Source organism: Paracoccus isoporae (assembly GCF_900101865.1).
GTDB classification, from domain to species: Bacteria; Pseudomonadota; Alphaproteobacteria; order Rhodobacterales; family Rhodobacteraceae; genus Paracoccus; species Paracoccus isoporae.
In genome coordinates this window covers 356587-376556 of the sequence record NZ_FNAH01000002.1, presented here as the reverse complement: position 1 = coordinate 376556, position 19970 = coordinate 356587, and the positions used below count along the sequence as shown (strand labels likewise).

Annotated in this window: 18 protein-coding genes; 9 read left to right on the top strand and 9 right to left on the bottom strand. The window is 66.1% G+C overall.

Annotated features, from left to right (window positions below; genetic code table 11):
• Positions 1-141 precede the first annotated feature (141 nt).
• Complete coding sequence (locus BLT73_RS05360) at positions 142-696, top strand: thioredoxin family protein (protein WP_090521556.1); 555 nt, start codon at positions 142-144, stop codon at positions 694-696.
• Between the two features lie 4 nt (positions 697-700).
• Here BLT73_RS05360 and BLT73_RS05355 read toward each other — a convergent pair whose 3' ends face one another.
• Both BLT73_RS05355 and BLT73_RS05350 read right to left on the bottom strand, forming a co-directional pair.
• Positions 701-1045, bottom strand: coding sequence for an arsenate reductase family protein (locus tag BLT73_RS05355; RefSeq protein ID WP_245727089.1), 345 nt, complete (start codon positions 1043-1045; stop codon positions 701-703).
• Positions 1046-1178: 133 nt separating this feature from the next.
• The gene (locus BLT73_RS05350; RefSeq protein ID WP_090521552.1) at positions 1179-2462 is read right to left on the bottom strand and encodes a DUF3422 family protein; all 1284 of its coding nucleotides are present in this window, start codon (positions 2460-2462) and stop codon (positions 1179-1181) included.
• A gap of 141 nt (positions 2463-2603) precedes the next feature.
• Between BLT73_RS05350 and BLT73_RS05345 the strand changes: the two genes are divergently transcribed.
• Entirely contained in the window at positions 2604-3119 is a 516-nt protein-coding gene (locus tag BLT73_RS05345) for a L,D-transpeptidase family protein (RefSeq protein ID WP_090521550.1), read from the top strand.
• An 89-nt stretch (positions 3120-3208) separates the two neighbouring features.
• Here the strand turns inward: BLT73_RS05345 and BLT73_RS05340 are convergent, their stop codons facing one another.
• Positions 3209-4639 (bottom strand): NCS1 family nucleobase:cation symporter-1, encoded by a 1431-nt coding sequence (locus BLT73_RS05340; RefSeq protein WP_090521549.1) that lies wholly within the window; start codon positions 4637-4639, stop codon positions 3209-3211.
• Positions 4640-4887: 248 nt separating this feature from the next.
• Between BLT73_RS05340 and BLT73_RS05335 the strand changes: the two genes are divergently transcribed.
• The gene (locus BLT73_RS05335; protein WP_090521547.1) at positions 4888-5241 is read left to right on the top strand and encodes an ArsR/SmtB family transcription factor; all 354 of its coding nucleotides are present in this window, start codon (positions 4888-4890) and stop codon (positions 5239-5241) included.
• The gene (locus BLT73_RS05330; RefSeq protein WP_090521545.1) at positions 5238-5753 is read left to right on the top strand and encodes an SRPBCC domain-containing protein; all 516 of its coding nucleotides are present in this window, start codon (positions 5238-5240) and stop codon (positions 5751-5753) included. The genes BLT73_RS05335 and BLT73_RS05330 overlap by 4 nt, the downstream gene beginning before the upstream one ends.
• A 61-nt stretch (positions 5754-5814) precedes the next feature.
• Here BLT73_RS05330 and BLT73_RS05325 read toward each other — a convergent pair whose 3' ends face one another.
• The 4 genes from BLT73_RS05325 to BLT73_RS05310 all read right to left on the bottom strand — a co-directional run bounded on the left by BLT73_RS05325 (position 5815) and on the right by BLT73_RS05310 (position 10308).
• A complete protein-coding gene (locus tag BLT73_RS05325) occupies positions 5815-6159 on the bottom strand; it encodes a hypothetical protein (RefSeq protein ID WP_090521544.1) in 345 nt (114 codons plus the stop codon).
• Positions 6160-6271: 112 nt separating this feature from the next.
• Positions 6272-7762 carry an NAD(P)(+) transhydrogenase (Re/Si-specific) subunit beta gene (locus BLT73_RS05320; protein ID WP_090521542.1) on the bottom strand — a complete coding sequence of 497 codons (1491 nt, stop codon included), beginning with the start codon at positions 7760-7762 and terminating at the stop codon, positions 6272-6274.
• A 13-nt stretch (positions 7763-7775) separates the two neighbouring features.
• Positions 7776-9350, bottom strand: a complete 1575-nt coding sequence (locus tag BLT73_RS05315) for a Re/Si-specific NAD(P)(+) transhydrogenase subunit alpha (RefSeq protein ID WP_090521907.1) — start codon at positions 9348-9350, stop codon at positions 7776-7778.
• 223 nt (positions 9351-9573) lie between these two features.
• Positions 9574-10308, bottom strand: coding sequence for a hypothetical protein (locus BLT73_RS05310; protein WP_090521540.1), 735 nt, complete (start codon positions 10306-10308; stop codon positions 9574-9576).
• A gap of 153 nt (positions 10309-10461) precedes the next feature.
• On the opposite strand from BLT73_RS05310, the gene pepN reads away from it, so the two are divergent.
• Positions 10462-13038, top strand: coding sequence for an aminopeptidase N (gene pepN, locus BLT73_RS05305; protein WP_090521539.1), 2577 nt, complete (start codon positions 10462-10464; stop codon positions 13036-13038).
• Between the two features lie 92 nt (positions 13039-13130).
• Complete coding sequence (locus tag BLT73_RS05300) at positions 13131-13997, top strand: lysophospholipid acyltransferase family protein (protein WP_090521537.1); 867 nt, start codon at positions 13131-13133, stop codon at positions 13995-13997.
• An 87-nt stretch (positions 13998-14084) separates the two neighbouring features.
• Here BLT73_RS05300 and BLT73_RS05295 read toward each other — a convergent pair whose 3' ends face one another.
• On the bottom strand, positions 14085-15071 hold the full coding sequence (locus tag BLT73_RS05295) for an invasion associated locus B family protein (RefSeq protein WP_245727086.1): 987 nt from the start codon (positions 15069-15071) through the stop codon (positions 14085-14087).
• Positions 15072-15528: 457 nt separating this feature from the next.
• Between BLT73_RS05295 and BLT73_RS05290 the strand changes: the two genes are divergently transcribed.
• Positions 15529-17118, top strand: coding sequence for a helicase HerA-like domain-containing protein (locus BLT73_RS05290; RefSeq protein WP_090521535.1), 1590 nt, complete (start codon positions 15529-15531; stop codon positions 17116-17118).
• Here BLT73_RS05290 and BLT73_RS05285 read toward each other — a convergent pair.
• Entirely contained in the window at positions 17078-17485 is a 408-nt protein-coding gene (locus BLT73_RS05285; protein WP_176804925.1) for a DUF6477 family protein, read from the bottom strand. The genes BLT73_RS05290 and BLT73_RS05285 overlap by 41 nt on opposite strands.
• 210 nt (positions 17486-17695) lie before the next feature.
• On the opposite strand from BLT73_RS05285, the gene BLT73_RS05280 reads away from it, so the two are divergent.
• Together BLT73_RS05280 and lipA are read left to right on the top strand one after the other, a co-directional pair.
• Positions 17696-18874, top strand: coding sequence for a DUF6456 domain-containing protein (locus BLT73_RS05280; protein WP_245727085.1), 1179 nt, complete (start codon positions 17696-17698; stop codon positions 18872-18874).
• Positions 18875-19000: 126 nt separating this feature from the next.
• Positions 19001-19969, top strand: a complete 969-nt coding sequence (lipA, locus tag BLT73_RS05275; RefSeq protein ID WP_090521533.1) for a lipoyl synthase — start codon at positions 19001-19003, stop codon at positions 19967-19969.
• Position 19970 lies beyond the last annotated feature (1 nt).

Below are 19970 nucleotides of genomic sequence, written 5' to 3'. Positions count from 1 at the left end.
TCACGTGCTGATGTCCGATGGCCGCGATCTGCGTGTGGCACGGCGTCCGGTCGCGCAGATCTATCGGATGCAGTGCCGATGCGCTATGGAGAAGCCGGCCCGCATGGGTCTGACCTTCACATCTAACGAGATGAGGCTGACATGGCGGTTTCTCCTCCGATCTGCGATTTCGGCGCGGCGATGCCGGATTTCACCCTGCCGGATCCCGATGGCACACCGCACCGGCTGGAAGACCTGCGCGGCGCGAATGGCACGCTGGTGATGTTCATCTGCAATCACTGCCCCTATGTGCAGGCGGTCATGGACCGGATCGTGCGCGACGCGGCCGAATTGCAGCGCGATCACGGAATCGGGGTCGTCGCGATCTCTGCCAATGACGTGGCCGATTATCCGCAGGACGCGCCGGAGCATATGAAGGCCGAAGCGCAGAAACACGGCTTCACCTTCCCCTATCTTTACGACGAGGATCAGTCGGTGGCCCGTGCCTATGGCGCCGAATGCACCCCGGATTTCTTCGGCTATAACGCGGATGGCGCGCTGCAGTATCGCGGGCGGCTGGATGCATCGGGCCGCAGCGCCGGCCCGCCGGATGCGCAGCGCGAGCTGTTCGACGCGATGGTCCAGATCGCGCGGACCGGCACAGGCCCGCGCGACCAGACCCCTTCCATGGGCTGCTCGATCAAGTGGAAGAGCTGAGGCGTCACTCCTCGATGCCCAGCCCGCGTTTGACGTTCTTGGTCCAGCCCAGATAGTGATCCTCGCCCGCGATGATCGCGGGGCGTTTCATCAGCGCGGGCTTGGCCGAAAGCATCTCCTCGGGCGGCTGGCTGCGCTCGTCTTCCGACATGCCGCGCCAGGTCAGGCTGGCCCGGTTGACCAGCTTTTCACCGAATGTATCGAGCATCCGCGACCATTGGGCGGTGTCGGGCGTGTGTTGCTTCACGTCGTGAAACTCGATTTCCCAACCGGCAGCCTCAAGCGCGGCGCGCGCCTTCTGCACCGTCGAGCAATAATCGAGACCGAACATTTTCAATGACTTGGCCATGATGTCAGACCAGCGGCACGAATGGCACGTTGCAGGCGGACAGCGCCAGAATGGCAGCCAAGGCAATCAGGATCTTCATGTCAAAACTCCGTTTCCATCCGCCTGTATCGCCGCCCCGCCCCGGCGCGTCCAGTCACGACTTTTGGATGGCCGCCTTCAGCCGCCGCAGCCCCATCCAGACCAGCCCGACCACCAGCGGTGTTGCCAGCGCCATCAGCACCGGCTTGTCGATCCCGGCCGCCCCGGCCAGGGGCGCTGCAAGATAGCCCAGCAGACCCACCGCGTAATAGCTGATCGCCACGACCGACAGCCCTTCGACCGTGTGTTGCAGGCGCAACTGCATCTCCGCCCGGCGGTCCATGCTTTCCAGCAGAAGCTGGTTCTGGGCGCTGCGATCCACCTCCACGCGGGTGCGCAGCAACTCGCCGGCCCGGCCGGTGCGTTCCAGCATCTGGCTGAGCCGCGCCTGGGTCGAGGTGACGGTGCGCATCGCCGGGTCGTAGCGGCGCGTCATGAACTCCGACAGAAGCTGCTTGCCGCCATAGCGCTCCTCGCGCAGCGCGTTCACGCGATCCATCACGATCGCCTCGTAAGCCCTTGTTGCGCCGAAACGAAATGCGCTTTGCGTGGCCAGCGTCTCAAGCCGGGAGGACACCGATAACAGGCGGTGCAGCGTGGCCTCGGCCGGGCCGTTCTCCATCCCGTCCACCATCGCGGCCAGTTCCGGCTCCAGCCCGTTGAGCCGCGCCGAAAGCAGGCGCGCCCGGCCCAGACCCAGCATCGACATGGCCCGATAGGTCTCGATCTCGCAGAGCCGCTGGATGATCCGGCCGGTCCGCCCTGCCCCGGTCTCCGGCCGGACGAAGACGGCGAACCGCATCCAGCCATCGGGATCGATGCGGAAATCCGAGGCGACGAGCGCCGAGCGGTCCAGCACCCAGAAGGCGGTCAGACCGTCGCGGCTGAACCAGTCCGCCAGCTTGGTGTCGATCTCCGAGAGATGACCGGGCAATGGCTCGATGCGCACCATCGCCGCGGTGACGCGCTTGCCGGGCGCGCCTTGCTGCCAGTCGGTGGAAAAGATCGCCGCGCTCGCCGGATCGAAGGGCTGCGGCGGCAACCCTTCGGCAAGCGCGGTGTAGCTGACGAACTCGGTATGGCTTTCCCAGACCACATGGTGGCGGCCGAGCGTGGCCGAGTAATGGCTGTCCCCGCGCGCCGGTTTCGGCCCGCCATGCCGCGCGGCCAGCCCGGTAAGATGCGCGACATCCAGGTCCCGGTCACGGGCGGCGGCCTCGCCCGGATCCTTGAAGGCCAGATAGACAGCATGGCATGGCGCCTTGATGCGCGGCGACGGCCGGGCATGCAGCTCATTGACCAGGGTTGTGCGCAGCGGGTGATCCAGGTTCCTGTCCATGCGCGCAGTCTAGCCAGCCGAACATGGCGGTAAAACAACGCTCTGAGGCCGCTGCTCAAGCTGACGTGAAGCGTGGCAGCATTGCATCGCCGCCCCCGCTCCGGCAGGTTGCCGGAAAACCGGGCAGACGCGAAGGGACGGATGATGCGGCGCGATTTTCTCAGGCTGATGCTGGGCGGGGCCAGCCTTCTGGCGATTGCCGGCTGTGCGGCACCTGAATCGAAATTCAAGACCTATGACGGCCCGCAAGTGACCCGCGTCGACCTGTTCAAGTCGCAGCGCCTGATGCGGCTCTATTCCGGCAATACGGTGTTGAAACAGTATAATTTCGGCCTCGGCTTCGCGCCGGTGGGCAACAAGCTCTACGAGGGCGACGGCAAGACGCCCGAGGGGCTGTATTACGTCGATCGCCGCAACCCCAACAGCCGCTATCACCTCTCCGTCGGAATCGACTATCCCAACGCCTCCGACAAGGCCCGCGCGCTCGCCGCCGGGGTGCCGGTCGGCAGTGACATCTTCATCCACGGCCAGGGGCCGGAGGGGCGTGTCGCCACCAAGCGGGACTGGACGGCCGGTTGCATCGCCGTGACCGATGACGAGATCGAGGAAATTTACGCCATGGTCCAGGACGGCACGCCGGTGGTGATCTATCCCTGATCGGGGAAGGTGGCGCGCCTGACCGCTTCCGCAGGAACAGACCCCCGGCAGCGATGCCGGGGGCCTTTTTTCATCCGGCTTGCGGCCGCCTAGCGGCGGTTCAGGCCGATATACAGCACACCGCCCAGCACCGCGCCGATCAGCCAGCCAAAGCCCGACAGCGCCTGAAGCGCGGGCAGCCAGACCGTCCCGATGGAGAACAGCGCCGCGATCCCGACCGCCAGCAAGGCGCGGCGGTTCCAGCCCTGGTCGTAGTGGTAGCGCCCGTCCGACCGCATGCTGAACAGATCCGCGACCGCGAGATCCCGCTTCTGCACGATGTAGTAATCGGCCACCAGGATCCCGTAGAGCGGCGCCAGGATGGCCCCCAGCGTATCGACAAAGCCCGCAATCCCGATCTGCGAAATCAGCGATACCCAAAGCGCGCCGATCACGAAGGCGATGGCGGCGGTGATCAGCCCGCCGGTGCGCGCGCTGATCTTCGCCGGGCTCATATTGGCGATGTCATAGGCCGCGGGGATGAAGTTTGCGACAAGGTTGATGCCGACGGTCGCCGCGAAGAACGTCACCGAGGCGATCAGCGTGAGCGCAAGATTGTCCACACGTGCGACGATCTCCGTCGGATCGGCCAGCCGTTCGCCGAACAGCACCACCGCTCCCGCGGTGATGAACAGGGCGATGAAGGAAAAGAACGCCATCGACACCGGCAGCCCCCAGAAATTCCCGCGCTTCATCGCCGCCTCGGTTTTCACGAAGCGCGAGAAATCGCCGAAATTGATGATGACCGCGGCGAAATAGGCCACCATCGTGCCGACCACGGCGATGAACCCGGCAACCGAGCTGCGTTCGCTGTCGCCGCCCTGGAAGATCACCCCGATCTCGCCAAAGATGCCGTTACCGGCCTGCCACCAGATCATCAGCGCAAGCGTGATCATCACCACATAAACAAATGGCCCGGCCCAGTTCAGGAATTTCCCGACCCAGTCGATGCCCATCAGGAACAGCCCGATCTGAAACCCGGCGACGATGATATAGGCCACCCAGTCCACCCCGCTCAGCCCCAGGAAACCGCCATCGCCCCGCGCGATCCCGGTCAGCGCATAAATGGCGAGCGCCACGGCGGTGGAGGCGAAATAGGTCTGCACCCCGTACCAGAAGATCGCGACAATCCCGCGCACCAGGGCCGGAAATCGCGCGCCGCGCACCCCCATGGCCGACCGCGCCAGCACCGCATAGGGGATGCCGTGTTTCACCGACGGGTGGCCCGACAGGTTGACCAGCCACATGATGAGCAACCCGGCCAGCACGATCGCGGCGAAGGTCAGCCAGCCATTCAGCCCGTAGCTGAGAAACAGCGACGCGGCGAGTGTATAGCCGAACAGGCTCTGGATGTCGTTGTTCCAGACATTGAAGATCTCGAACGCGCCCCAGTTGCGCTTCTCGGCCGGCAGCGGCGCGAGATCGTCATTATAGAGCGTCGGATCGCCGCCGGTGATCGGCGCCGGATGATGTTGGTCCATTGTCCCTCCCGTATTTGATACAGCGCGTTGACACTGTTTCTTCAATAGAAAGACAATGAAAGCACGCCGATAGACAATGGGTCATTCGGCTAAAGGTCTTTCAGGCTGCAGGGCGATGAAGCGGTCGCGGCGCCCGAACCGGCAGCGGTGCGGAACAGAGATTGGCGCTGCGGCGCGCGCTCGGCCGCGTTGAGGCCACACCGCAACAGCGGGTTGACGAATCGTTCTATAGGTAATAATGTAATTACATGTTAACCAAAGACGAGATGGACCGTGTTTTCGCCGCCCTGTCACACAGCTCACGCCGGGACATGCTAGACCTTGTCCGCGACAAGCCGGGGCTGAGCGTGGGCGAGTTGGCCAGCAATTTCGACGTCACGCGCATCGCGGTGATGAACCATCTCAAGGTGCTGGAGGAGGCGCGGCTGATCGTCAGCGAGCGGGATGGCCGGTCGCGCCGCCTCTATCTGAACGCGGTGCCCATCCAGGCGATCTATGAACGATGGACCGACAAATTCTCCGCTCACTGGCTGGACCGGATGAGCCTGATCAAATCCGCGGCAGAGGCCGCGGGCAAGGACACTGAAAGGACGGACGAATGAACTCTGCGACGACACAGATCAACCGCGTGCTCATCCGCGCGCCGAAGGAGACGGTCTGGAACACGCTGGTCAAGACCGACGAGGCGCTGCCGTTCTTTTTCGGGGCCGTCTGCGAGACCAGCGACGGCATGCGCGCCGATGTGAATTACCGCATGGTCAGCGCCAACCGGAAGGTGGCGATGGTGGTCGGCCGCGTGCTGCGCTTCGAGCCGCCCGATGTCTATTCCCACACGTTCCGCATGACCAATATCGACGAGCCGCCGGTGACCGTGACCTACACGCTGACCGAAAAGGATGGCGGCACCGAGTTCGAGCTGCGCATCGACGATCTCGTGCCGGGCAGCAAGCTGGCGAAAGAGATGGTCTCCTCGCAGGGCTTCATCGCCAAAAACCTCAAATCGCTTTGCGAAACCGGCAGGCCGGCCTTTTCGGGGCGGATGGTCGGATGGCTCGGCCCGGTCTTCACCCGCTTTGCCGGAAAATCGCAGGCCATCGCGAACTGGCCCATCTAGCTGTCCTGCCGGCTCGGCGGGGGCATGGCACCGTTTGCCGCGCCCCTGCCCTGACCCTCTCTCAATCGACGCGGACCAGCATGGTGAACGGCGCATCCTCCACCGCGCGGAAGGTCTGATGGACCCACAGCTCATAGCGGCTTTGCTGGGTGACAAAGCTGAACGTGTTGCGGTTATCGCCGATGCCGGGGATGGAGATCGCGATATCCGCCTGGCCGGTGACGATCTCGGCAAAGAATTTCTGACCGGGGCGCAGGTCGATGGAATAACAGGCCGAGCCCTCTGCCGGGGCATCGCCCTTGACGAAGGCGCCGGATTCGCCGGGCGCGAAGCGGATCGGCGAACAATCCTGGGCCATGGCTGGGGTGGCGAGGAACGACAGCAGCAGCGCGAATTTCAGGGACATGACGGGGAAACCTCATAACTGATCCACGCCGCGAGAGTATCGCAAATCCCTGATTCGATGAAGAAAAAAGGCGGGCCCTCCGGCCCGCCCCGCAGGTTCGGATAGGCTGATGCTATTCCACCAGCGGCAGCAAGGCGTTGATCGAATCCTTCGCGTCGCCATAGAACATCCGCGTATTCTCCTTGAAGAAAAGCGGGTTCTCGATGCCGGAATAGCCGGTCCCCTGCCCCCGCTTGGAGACAAAGACATTCTTGGCCTTCCACACCTCCAGCACCGGCATCCCGGCGATGGGGCTGTTCGGATCGTCCTGCGCGGCCGGGTTCACGATGTCATTCGAGCCGATGACGATCACCACATCGGTCGAGGGGAAGTCATCGTTGATCTCCTCCATCTCCAGCACGATGTCGTAGGGCACCTTGGCCTCGGCCAAAAGCACGTTCATGTGACCCGGCAAACGGCCCGCGACCGGGTGAATGGCGAAACGCACCTCCTTGCCCGCGGCGCGCAGCTTGCGGGTCAGCTCGCTCACCGCCTGCTGGGCCTGGGCCACGGCCATGCCATAACCCGGCACGATGACGACGCTGTCGGCCTCGTTCAGCGCGGTGGCCACGCCATCGGCGTCGATCGGCACCTGTTCGCCCTCGATCTCGGCGGCCGGGCCGGTCTCTCCGCCGAACCCGCCCAGGATCACGCTGACGAAGTTCCGGTTCATCGCCTTGCACATGATATAGGACAGGATCGCACCGGAAGAGCCGACAAGCGCACCCGTCACGATCAGCAGGTCGTTCGACAGGGTGAAGCCGATGGCCGCCGCCGCCCAGCCGGAATAGCTGTTCAGCATCGACACCACGACCGGCATGTCCGCGCCGCCGATCCCCATGATGAGATGCCAGCCGATGAAACATGCCAGCAGCGCGATCAGGATCAGCCAGAAGAAGGACGGCCCGACATCGCCGATATACATCAGCCCGAGGATCAGCGACAGGATCGCCGCGCCCGCGTTCAGCAGATGCCCGCCGGGCAGTTTCCTGGGCTTGCCGTCGATCTTGCCGGCCAGCTTGCCGAAGGCGACGATGGAGCCGGTGAAGGTGACGGCCCCGATGAACACGCCCAGGAACACCTCGATCTGGAGCATGTTCAGCTCGGCCGGGGTCTTGTGGGTCAGCACCTCGGCAAAGCCGCGGAACAGGTTGACCGGGATGACGGCAGCGCCCTGCTCGCCGGTGACGGCCACCGCATCGGGCAGCCCGGCCGCCTTGGCGCGCAGCACCCGGCCCAGTTCAAGCTGGGCGTTGAAGCCGACGAAAACGGCGGCGAGACCGACCAGGCTGTGCATCGCGGCGACAAGCTGCGGCATCTCGGTCATCTGCACGCGCTTGGCGACGACGTAACCGACCCCGCCGCCAATCGCGATCAGGATGACCGACAGCCACCAGTTCCCTGCACCCGGCCCGAACAGCGTCGCCAGAACGGCAAGCCCCATGCCGACAATGCCGTACCAGATGGCGCGCTTGGCGCTTTCCTGACCAGACAACCCCCCGAGCGAAAGGATGAACAGAATCGCCGCAACGACATAGGCGGCGGTGGTAAATCCGTATTCCATGCGTCCTCTCCCCTTACGATTTCTGGAACATGGCGAGCATGCGCCTTGTGACGAGGAAGCCACCGAAGATATTGACGCCCGCCATCAGCACGGCGAGCGACGCGAGGATCACCACCAGCCAGTGGCCCGAGCCGATCTGCATCAGCGCGCCCAGGATGATGATCGAGGAGATTGCGTTGGTGATCGCCATCAGCGGCGTGTGCAGCGAATGCGCCACGTTCCAGATCACCTTGAAGCCCACGAAACAGGCCAGCACGAAGACGATGAAATGCGACATGAAGCTGGCCGGGGCGACGAGGCCGATCAGCAGCAGCAGGATGCCGCCCCCGGCCAGCAGCGTCACCTGGCTTTTCGTCTCGGCCTTGAACGCGGCCACCTCGGCGGCGCGGCGCTCCTCGGCGGTCAGGTCTTTCTTTTTCTCTTTCGGCTTCTGCGCCGCGATGGCCGCGACCTTGGGCTTGGGCGGCGGATAGGTCACCTCGCCCGCATGGGCGACGGTCGCGCCGCGGATCACGTCGTCCTCCATGTTGTGATCGATCACGCCGTCCTTGCCGGGCGTCAGATCGGTCACGAAATGGCGGATATTGTTGCCGTAGAGTTCGGATGCCTGCGTGGCCATCCGCGACGGGAAATCGGTATAGCCGATGATGACCACGCCGTTCTCGCTGACGATGCGCTGATCGGGCTCGGTCAACTCGCAATTCCCACCCTTCTCGGCGGCCAGATCGACGATGACGCTGCCGGTCTTCATCGCCTCGACCATATCCTTCGTCCACAGCACCGGCGCGTCGCGGCCGGGGATCAGCGCGGTGGTGATGACAATGTCCATCTCCGGCGCGAGTTCGCGGAATTTCTCGAGCTGCTTTTCACGGAATTCCGGGCTCGACGGCGCGGCGTAGCCGCCGGTTTCGGCCCCGTCCTTGGTCTCTTCCTCGAAGTCGAGATAGACGAACTCCGCCCCCATCGATTCGATCTGCTCGGCCACTTCGGGGCGCACATCGAACGCGAAAACCTGTGCGCCAAGGCTGGTCGCGGCGCCGATCGCAGCCAGCCCCGCCACGCCTGCGCCCACCACCAGCACCTTGGCCGGCGGCACCTTGCCCGCGGCCGTCACCTGCCCGGTGAAGAAGCGCGGGAAATTATTCGCCGCCTCGATCACCGCGCGGTATCCCGCGATATTGGCCATCGAGGAGAGCGCATCCATCTTCTGGGCCCGGCTGATGCGCGGCACCATGTCCATGGCGATGGCGGTGATGCCCTGATCCTTGGCCTTGGCCAGCAGATCCTCGTTCTGCGCCGGGTAGAAATGCGAAATCAGCGTCTGCCCCTCGCGCATCCGGCCGATCTCGCCGTCCTGCGGCTGGCGCACCTTGACCACGACATCGACGCCGTCGGTCAATTCCTGCGCCGAAGGCAGCACGGTGACCCCCGCCGCCTCGTAATCCTGATCCGAAAACCCGGCCTTCTCGCCCGCGCCGGTCTCGATGAACACCTCATGCCCGAGCTTTTTCAGAAACGCGGTCGAGCTGGGGGTAATCCCCACCCGCGCCTCGCCCTCGTGGCTCTCCTTCAATGCGCCAATCTTCATCGCCATCCCCTTTCGATGTCGGTCGCCACTTGCATAGCATCGCGCAAGAAAGTTTCACAAGCGCGTGAGAGCGAGTCATTTGCGATTATCTGGCGACCGGCGCAGGGAAATCTTCCGACGTCGCGTGAAAACGCCGCCGCGACGGGGATCGCGGCGGCGCAGTCATGTCCGGCAGTCCGGAAAGGACGCGCCGCGACGGGCGCGCCCGGACCGGCAGGGCCGATCAGTTGGTGGTCGCGGGCTCTTCCTCGATCACGATCGCGTCGTCGGTGCCGTCCACCGCATCGCTGACCGCGTCGCCGGCGTCGCTCGCTGCATCGGTCACGGCATCGGCGGCGTCGCCGGCCGCGTCGGTCACGGTGTCGGCCGCATCGCTTGCCGCGTCACCGGTGGCGTCGACCGCGTCACCGGCGGTGTCAGCCGCGCTCTCGGCGGCATCTTCGGTCGCGTCGGCCGCACCCGCGGCGGCATCCTCGGTGGCGTCAACCGCGTCGCCCGCTGCATCGGCGGTGGCGTCGGCAGCATCTTCCGTCGCATCGGCAGCACCGGCCGCCGCATCTTCGGTGGCGTCCGCCGCGTCGGTGGCCGCATCGCCTGCCGCGTCAGCCGTGTCGGCGGCGGCATCTTCGGTCGTCTCGACAGCCTCATCCGCGGCCATGTCGGCATCAGCCGCGACCTCTTCGGCGTCTTCCTCGACCGCAGCCGCGTCAACCGCAGCCTCGTCGGTCACTTCGGCCTCGGTGGTGGCGTCGGCGGCGGGCTCTTCAACCACGACCTCATCCTCGACCACGACCTCATCGTCGCTGCCCATGAAGCGCGTCAGCACGAAATAGGCCAGGGCCAGTGCCAGAAGGATGCCAATAATCAGCGGCAGCGGAGAAGAGCGCTTCTCGACCGGTTCGACATAGGTCTCGCGCACAGTGGTCTTGTTCGGATCGTTCGGATCGTAGTTGGCCATATTGGTCTCCTTCAAATCAATCAGCCGGGCCCTCTCACCCAAGCCGGTCGCGTTTGACACGCCCGACTTGCGAGGCGGCTATCCTGCGCTTAACTCGAGCGCAAGACGACAAGTTCCCACGGCAGAAGCATTTTTCCGAAAGGTCCTGATAGAATGGCAGATAAGTCGCTCGATGCCCCCGCCGCCCAAGTTCCGACGCAACTGTCCGATTACCGCCCCTATCCGTTCGCGCTGACCGAGACCCGCCTCGACGTGACGCTGGCGGCGGAGGCGAGCAGCATACTGGCCGAACTGGATTTTTCCCGCCGCGCGCCGGGCGCACTCGTGCTGGATATCGGCAAGGCGGTGGATCTGCGCCGCCTGGCCATCGACGGGGCCGAGCTCGACGCCGCGCAATGGCGGCGCGACGGCGAGATCCTGCGCATCGACGCCCCGGCCGAGGGCAGCTTCACCCTGTCCAGCGAAGTGGTCGTCAACCCGTCGGCCAATACCGCCTTCGAGGGGCTGTATCTGTCCGGCGGCATCTTCTGCACCCAGTGCGAGGCCGAGGGGTTTCGACATATCACCCCCTATCCCGACCGCCCCGACGTGATGGCCCCGTTCCGGGTCACGCTGCGCGCCGATCTGCCGGTGCTGCTGTCCAACGGCAATCCGGTCAGCGCCGGGGACGGCGTCGCGGTCTGGCACGATCCCTGGCCCAAACCCGCCTATCTCTTCGCGCTCGTCGCCGGTGATCTGCGCGCCGTGTCGGGACAGTTCACCACCGCATCGGGCCGCGATGTGGCGCTGAATGTCTGGGTCCGCCCCGGCGATGAGAGCCGCGCCGATTACGCGCTGGAAAGCCTGATCCGTTCGATGGAATGGGACGAGAAGGTTTACGGCCGCGAATATGATCTCGATTTGTTCAACATTGTCGCGGTGGATGATTTCAACATGGGCGCGATGGAGAACAAGGGGCTGAACATCTTCAACTCCAAGTTGGTGCTCGCCTCGCCCGACACCGCCACCGATGCCGATTACGAGCGGATCGAGGGGGTGATCGCGCATGAATATTTCCACAACTGGACCGGCAACCGCATCACCTGCCGCGACTGGTTCCAGCTTTGCCTGAAGGAAGGGCTGACCGTGTTCCGCGACCAGCAATTCACCGCGGACATGCGCAGCGCGGCGGTCAAACGGATCGAGGATGTTCTGACCCTGCGCGCGCGCCAGTTCCGCGAGGATCAGGGCCCGCTCGCCCATCCGGTGCGACCGGACTCCTATGTGGAGATCAACAATTTCTACACCGCCACCGTCTATGAGAAGGGCGCCGAGGTAATCGGCATGCTCAAGCTGCTGGTGGGCGATGAGGGGTACGACAAGGCGCTCGGCCTGTATTTCGACCGCCATGACGGCGATGCGGCCACGATCGAGGACTGGTTGAAGGTGTTCGAGGATGCGACCGGCCGCGACCTGTCGCAATTCAAGCGGTGGTATACCGACGCGGGCACGCCGGTCGTGACCATGACCGAGGACTGGCAGGACGGGCATCTGACCCTGCGCTTTGCCCAGTCCACCCCGCCCACGCCGGGACAGGACGACAAGCCGCCCCGCGTCATCCCGATTGCCGTGGGGCTGATCTCGCCCAATGGCGATGAGGTGGTGCCGACCACCGTGCTGGAGATGACCGAAGCTGAACAGGAATTCAGCTTTGACGGGCTGGCGGCGCGTCCGGTTGTCTCGGCGCTGCGCGGGTTCTCGGCGCCGGTCATGCTGGACCGCCAGATGGATGCCACGACCCGCGCCTTCCTGCTCTCGCACGACACCGATCCCTTCGCGCGGTGGGAGGCCGGTCGGCAACTGGCCCGCGAGACGCTGCTGGCGATGCTGCGGGGCGAATCGCCCGGCGCGGAATATCTCGACGCGATCGGGCAGCTTCTTGCCGATGAGGCGGCAGATCCAGCCTTCCTCGCCTTGTGCCTGCGCCTGCCGTCCGAGGAGGAGATCGCCACGGTTCAGGCGCAGGGCGGCACCACGCCCGACCCCGACGCCATCCATGCGGCCCGAGAGGCACTCGCGACCGAGATCGCCCGGCGCCACGAAGCAGCACTCGAGGCGGTCTATGCGCGGATGGAGGTGAGCGCGCCCTATCGCCCGGATGCCGACCAGTCGGGCCGGCGGTCGCTGCGGCTGGCCGCGCTCGCGCTGCTGAACCGGATCGACGGTGGCCGCCGCGCCGCCGCGCTGTTTGCAGAGGCGGGCAACATGACCGAGCGCGCCGGGGCGCTCGGGCTGATGATCCAGGCGGGTGACGCGCAGCAGGCCCTCTCCGAGTTTCATCGCGAATTCAGCGGGGTGCGGCTGGTCATCGACAAATGGTTCATGCTGCAACCCCTCCATGCCGAGCCGGACCAGGCGGTCGCGGTGGCGCAACACCTCGCCGCCCGCGACGATTTCGACTGGAAGAACCCCAACCGCTTCCGCGCGCTGATCGGCGGGCTGACCGCCAACCATGCCGGGTTCCATGCCGCGGACGGCACGGGTTACGATTTCCTGGCCGACTGGCTGCTGAAGATGGATGCGGTCAATCCCCAGATCGCCGCGCGCATGTCGGCGGCGTTCGAAAGCTGGACGCGCTATGACGCGGATCGGCGGAAACACGCCGAGGCGGCGCTTGACCGGATCCTGTCCGCCCCCGCCCTGTCGCGCAATCTGGGCGAAATGATTGGCCGCATCCGCAATGCCACATGACCTGCTTGACGCGCGGAGGCCCCTTGCGGCCCTCCGCGCGCCCGGCGATAATCCCCAGCATGACCGGGCCGTTGGATAATCCCCGTAACGAGATGCAGCACCGTCTCGACCCGCTAATCGAGGAGCGGGCGCCCTGGCTGTTCTCGGGCCGGTTGCATCACCGGGTGGCGCGGCGCATCCTGATGCAGATGCTGGGCTATCCCCGCACGCTGGATCTGGGCGCGGAGTTCCGCGACCGCTCCACCGCCGATATTTTCCGCCATATGGACCGGCTCATCATCCGTGATCTGGAAGTCTCGGGTCTGGACCATATCCCGAAGACCGGACCGGCGCTGATCGTGGCGAACCATCCGACCGGCATTGCCGACGGGATCGTGCTCTATTCGCTGATCGGCCGGGTCCGCCCGGATCTGTTCATCTACACGAATCAGGACATCCTGCGGGTTCTGCCGCAATTGCAGGACATGATCGTGCCGGTCGAATGGCGCACCGAGAAGCGCAGCCATGCCAAGACCCGCGCCACGATGGAGCAGACCCGCGCCTGGCTGGCCGAGGACCGGATCGGGCTGATCTTCCCCTCGGGACGGCTGGCCAAGCGGCGCGGCATGACGCTGCATGAACGCCCCTGGATGGCCTCGGCGGCAATGATCGCGCGCAAGATGGGGGTGCCGGTCATCCCGCTGCGCATCCGGGCGCGCAACTCGATCCTGTTCTACCTGTTCGACGCGATCCACCCGACGCTGCGCGACGTGACACTGTTCCATGAGGTGCTGAACAAGGCCGGGCAGCAATACCAGATCACCGTCGGCGCGCCGGTCTCTCCGGCCTCGCTGCCCGCGAAAAGCGATGAGGCAATCGAGATGCTGCGCCGCATCGTGCTGGGCCTGCCCGAGCCGGACGACACCCGCCCGGTCTCCACCTCGCGGCTGATGAAGCGACGCATCATCCGCCATGTGTGATCCCGCGCGGGCGCGCGGCGGATCGGCGAACAGATAAAAAGGGGGCCAGCCGGCCCCCTTTTCAATGCGTTGTCGTGGCTGGCCGGATCACTCGGCCGGTGCCGCCTCGCCCTCCGCAGGCATGGCTGCCGGGGTCTCTGCCGGCGTTTCGGCACCCTCCGCCGGCGCGGCGGCATTGGCCTGCGCGGCCTCGGCCGCCTGGCGCATCTCGGCCACGGCGGTTTCCAGCGCGGTGTAGCCCGCCGTGAACCCTGCCAGCGACATGCTCAGGTTCACCACTTCCTCTTCGGTCGCGCCATAGGGCAGCAGGCTGACCGTCGCCGCGTTGCCCCGCTTCATCGCGTTCAGTTCGGCCTCGGTCAGACCCAGCCGCGACACGCAGCCCACAGGGGCGCAGAAGTTGAACGGATATCCCTTCAGCTCGCCGGAATCGATGCGCATCCCGATCCCCTGAGTCAGATCCGTCTCCAGCGGCGAGACCAGCGTCGCCCCGGCCACGGCCTGACCGCCGTTTTCTAGCGGGATCAGCGTCATCTCGGCGACCGAGTTGCCTTCGCCATCCTGCAGAAGCTGATAGAGCTCGCACGGATCGGCGCCGGTGCCGGAATTGATGCAGCGCAGGGTCCAGCTTCCATGCTGCTCGCGCGCGTAATAGGCCCCGACCTGCGGCTCGGCGGGGGCGGCTTCGGCGGCGTCGCCATCTGCCGGGGCCGCGTCCTCGGCGCCCGCGGCGGCGGCGGGGGCATTCTCTGCCGCCATGTCGTCGCTCTCGCCTGCGTCCATGTCCGCGCCATCCGTCCCGGCGGCCTCGGTGCCGGTCATGTCGTCAGCCTCTGCCTCGGCCTCGGTCTCCGCTTCGGCCTCAGCCGCGGCGGCGTCGGACTCACCCGCCGCTTCGGTCGCCGCGGTGCCGCTTTCGTCCATCCCGCTCTGCGCGGCGCTGCTGTCCGACGCAGGGGCCGGCTGGGTCTCGCTGGCGGCCTCGCCCTCGGTCGCGGTGGTCTGGGCCATCAGCGGCGCGGCGCTCAGCGCCAGGATCGCGGCAAGCGCGGTCGAGCATGATTTCGGTGACATCAAGGGCTCCTTCCTGAGTTCGTCTGGCACGAGCGTTAGCACCTGTCCGCAGCCTTGTCAGCGCCAGAAGCTGCGGCCCGCAGACACGGTTGCGTCAGCGATGCCGGGCGCGCCCCCGGCCAGGCCGATTGGCGGCCCGCATCGAATCAAACAGAAAAAGGGCCACGCGGACGTGACCCTTTCGTTCCCTGCCGGACTGGCCGATCTTCATCATTGCTGGGGACGGTAGAGGCCGCCGCCACGGCCCGTCAACTATCCTTTCGGACAGGTAAAACATGCCTATTCATGTAAAAAAGGCCGCGCCCGAAGGCGCGGCAGTCCAACAGGGAGGAAGTGTCCACCATGAACCGAAACGGTCCGGGCGGACAGGTTCAGTGTGGCACAAAACTTTTAAGATACTATTGTAATCGACGCGCTCGCCGCGAAATGCCTGAAATCTATTGCTGAAAGGCCGCACATGAATGTCATCGACCTGGAACAGGGCACCATTTTTGTCGGGGGTGCGGGGGCCGGATATGGCGATCCGGAACATCTGCTGATGAAATACGCCAACCGCCACGGCCTGATCGCCGGGGCCACCGGAACCGGCAAGACGGTGACGCTGCAGATCCTCGCCGAATCGCTGTCGCAGATCGGCGTGCCGGTGTTTCTGGCCGATGTGAAGGGCGACCTGGCGGGGCTCGCGAAAACCGGCTCGACCGGGGCGAAGCTGCACGAGGCCTTCGCGAAACGCGCCGCGACGATCGGGCTGGATCTCGACTACCAGTCCTATCCGGTGACCTTCTGGGATGTGTTCGGCGAAAAAGGCCACCCGGTGCGCACCACCCCAGCCGAAATGGGTCCGCTGCTGCTGTCGCGGCTGCTGAGCCTGACCGATGTGCAGGAAGGCGTGCTGAACATCGCCTTCCGCGTAGCCGACGAGCAGGGGCTGGCGCTGCTGGATCTGAAGGATCTTCAGGCGATGCTGGTCTGGGTGGGCCAGAACGCCTCGGAGCTGTCGCTGACCTACGGCAATGTCAGCACCGCGTCGGTCGGTGCGATCCAGCGGGCGCTGCTGACGCTGGAGGGCGAGGGCGGCGACCGGCTGTTCGGGGAGCCGGCGCTGGCGCTGTCGGACCTGCTCAGGACCGACGCGGCCGGCAGGGGGGTCATCAACATCCTCGCCGCCGACCGGTTGATGAATGCGCCGCGGCTCTATTCCACCTTCCTGCTGTGGCTGCTGTCGGAGCTGTTCGAGCAATTGCCGGAGGTGGGCGACCCCGACAAACCCGTCGCCGCCTTCTTCTTCGACGAGGCGCATCTGCTGTTCGACGATGCCCCCAAGGCGCTTGTCGACAAGATCGAGCAGGTGGCGCGGCTGATCCGGTCCAAGGGGGTCAGCGTGTGGTTCATCAGCCAGAACCCGACCGATGTGCCCGAGGATATTCTGGGCCAGCTCGGCAACCGGGTCCAGCACGCGCTGCGCGCCTTCACCGCCAAAGACCAGAAGGCGCTGCGTCAGGCGGCCGAAAATTACCGCCCCAACCCCGATTTCGACATTGCCGAGGCGATCACCGAGGTCGGCACGGGCGAGGCCGTGACCTCGTTTCTCGAACCCAAGGGCGTGCCCGGCGTGGCCATGCGCACGCTGATCCGCCCGCCCTTCTCGCAGCTCGGCCCGATCACGGCGGAGGAGCGTGCGGCGGTCATGGCCGCCTCGCCCATGGCGGCGAAATACGACACGACGCTCGACCGCGACTCGGCCCATGAACAACTGGCCGCACGCGCGGCAGAGGCGGCCGAGGCCGCGCGCGACCTGGCCAGCCCATCGCAGGACGACTCGGATCTGTGGGTGGTCGGCGGGCAGAAGGACGAGCGTTTCACCCGGGCCCGCCGCTACAATCCGGATCTGACCATCCCGGCGGCAAAGAAGCCCGCCGGGCGGCGCAGTTCGCGCAGCGACTCGGTGCTGGAAACCTTCGGCAAGACGGTGGCGCGCGAGATCGGACGGTCCGGCACGCGGGCGATCATGCGCGGGGTGCTGGGGGGCATGTTCCGCGGGCGTTAGGCGGCACCGGCCGGGCGACGAGGCGCAGCGCCGGGCCGGGTCCGGTTCCCTGCGCGGGTCCGCTCGCATCCTGCCCCGCCTGCAACTCGGCCAGCAGCGCAATCATCAGCAGCACATGGCGGTGCGGATCGTAATCCGGCGCACGGGCGCGGCGCGCTGCCTCCTGCCGCCATTCGGCCCGGCGCAGCGCCGCCAGCCCCGCCGCCCGGTCCGGCGCCTGGTCCAGCCCAAGAAGCCGCGCCAGATCCCTGTCCCGCCGCCACCTGCCCTGCCCGGCCTGCGCCGCGCGGATCAGCGTTGCCGGCCGGCGCGGTCCGGGCTGCGGCGCGGCAATGTGAAACCTGTCCTGGCGGATCTCGATGCTCATGGGGCTCTCCGTTCTGACTGCACGGGCCAGCTTTCCACGAGACGCGGCACCGTTGCCCGGCAAGTTGACGCAACGTCCCATCCAGAAGGATTTCTTTAGGAATTCTTAGGAATTCTACAGTTCTCCTTAACGCGACCTGCCGATTTATACAGGTCACCACGAGCGGGCGTGACGCTGCCGCTGCGCCCCTGCAAAAGACAAGGGACGAACATGACCATCTTGACGCCAGATTTCGATGTGGCCGGCGCAATGCGTTCGGGCTCGCGCATCGGCGCCGCGCCGCCCGCGCCGACAGGCAAAGCGGAATCAGCAGTTGATGAACATATCTGTGCCGATGCGCGGCTCTATCTGCGCCATGTCGAGGACGGCGTCTCGATCCGGGCCCTCGCGCGGGAGGCGGGCTGCCACGCCTCCACAATGCTGCGCCGGATTCGCCGGTTCGAGGCGCGGCGCGACGATCCGCTGGTCGATGCGGCGCTGAAATCGCTGGGGATGGACGAGATGCCGCCGCGCCCGTCGCGCGACTGCGCCGATCAGACCCGCCGCATCCTGCGCCGCATGGCCGAGCCCGCGGCGGAGATGATCGTGTCGGCCGATCTGCCCAATGCCATCGTCACCCGCGGCGAGATCCGCATCGCGGTGCTGGCGCGCAGCCTGGCCGAAACCTTCGCGCTGAAGGGCTGGTTGGAACTGGCCGGCCAGGGCAAGAAGCTGCACCGCTACCGGATCTCGCCTGCCGGGCGCGCGGCCCTCAGGCGGCTGCGGCGCGGCGATGGCGGGATGCCCTGCGCGGGGGATTTTGCCGATGCCCGCCCGGTCGGTGGGAACGCGGAGGCGGCCGCGCCAGGCATGGCCGACGGCGCCGCGTCCTTCGATCACGCCGGGCAGCACCGGGTCTGGGGGATGCGCGACCTGCCCGACCCCGACGATCAAGGCCCGCGGCGGATGCGGGTCAACATGGCGGAAAGCCCGTTGCAACTTCTCTCCCGCCGCCGCGATGCGTCCGGCAAGCCGTTCCTGTCGCCCGCCATGATCGCGGCGGGCGAGCGGCTGCGCGAGGATTTCGAGCAGGCGCAGATGGGGCCGCGGGTCAGCCAGAACTGGGACCGGTTCCTGACCGCCGGGGTGACATCCTCGGCCCCTGCAGGATCGGCCGCAGGAGGGTCCGAACGCGCCCGCGCCCGCGTGGCCGAGGCGCTGCGCGAGCTTGGCCCCGGCATGGGCGATCTGGTGCTGCGGGTGTGCTGCTTTCTCGACGGGCTGGAGATGACCGAGCGCAGGCTGGGCTGGTCGGCGCGATCGGGCAAGGTGGTTCTGCGCCTCGCGCTTGACCGGCTGGCGCGGCATTACGAGGACCGCTACGGCCCCGGCGGCCCGCTGATCGGCTGAAGGGCGGGCGGTGCGCGGAGATCCGGCGCGAGCAGCGGGGCAGGCGCATAACAGCCCTGCCCCGCGCGGCGTTGATCAACGGGCGTAAACCGATTAACTCTGGTCCGATCCCGCCAAGAGGCCGCCATGACCGAACAGCCCCCTGCCCTGCGCGCCCTGTCCGCCCGCGCCCGCCACCCGGAAAAGGCGCATCGTCCCGACCAGTCCCAGCCGAAAAAGCCGGACTGGATCCGGGTCAAGGCGCCGACCTCGCAGGGCTACAAGGAGACCCGCGACATCCTGCGCGAGAACCGGCTCTCCACGGTCTGCGAGGAAGCGGGCTGCCCCAATGTCGGCGAATGCTGGTCGCAGGGCCACGCCACCATGATGATCATGGGCGAGATCTGCACGCGCGGCTGTTCCTTCTGCAACATCATCACCGGCAAGCCCGACGCGCTCGACCCGTTCGAGCCGGGGCGGGTGGCTCATGCCGTGCAGAAGCTGGGGCTGAACCATGTCGTCATCACCTCGGTCGACCGCGACGATCTGGATGATGGCGGGGCGGAACATTTCGCCCAGGTGATCCGCGCCATCCGCCACCGCTCGCCCAGATCCACCATCGAGGTGCTGACCCCGGATTTCCTGAAATGCGGCCCGGAAGCCCTTGAAATCGTGGTCGAGGCGCGGCCGGACGTGTTCAACCACAATCTGGAAACCGTCCCCGGCCTCTATCCCAGCGTCCGCCCCGGCGCGCGCTATTTCCATTCACTGCGGCTGTTGCAGCGGGTGAAGGAACTCGACCCGGCCATGTTCACAAAATCCGGCATCATGGTCGGTCTGGGCGAGGACCGGCAGGGCGTGTTGCAGGTGATGGACGACATGCGCGCGGCGGATGTGGATTTCATGACCATCGGGCAATATCTGCAACCCACGCCGAAACATCACCGCGTGGATCGTTTCGTGACGCCGGACGAGTTCCGCGGCTATGAGCGTTCGGCCTATGGCAAGGGGTTCCTGATGGTCTCGGCCACGCCGCTGACCCGCTCGAGCTACCATGCCGGCGACGACTTCGCCCGGCTGCGCGATGCGCGGCTGGAAAAGCTGGGCCGCGCCTGAG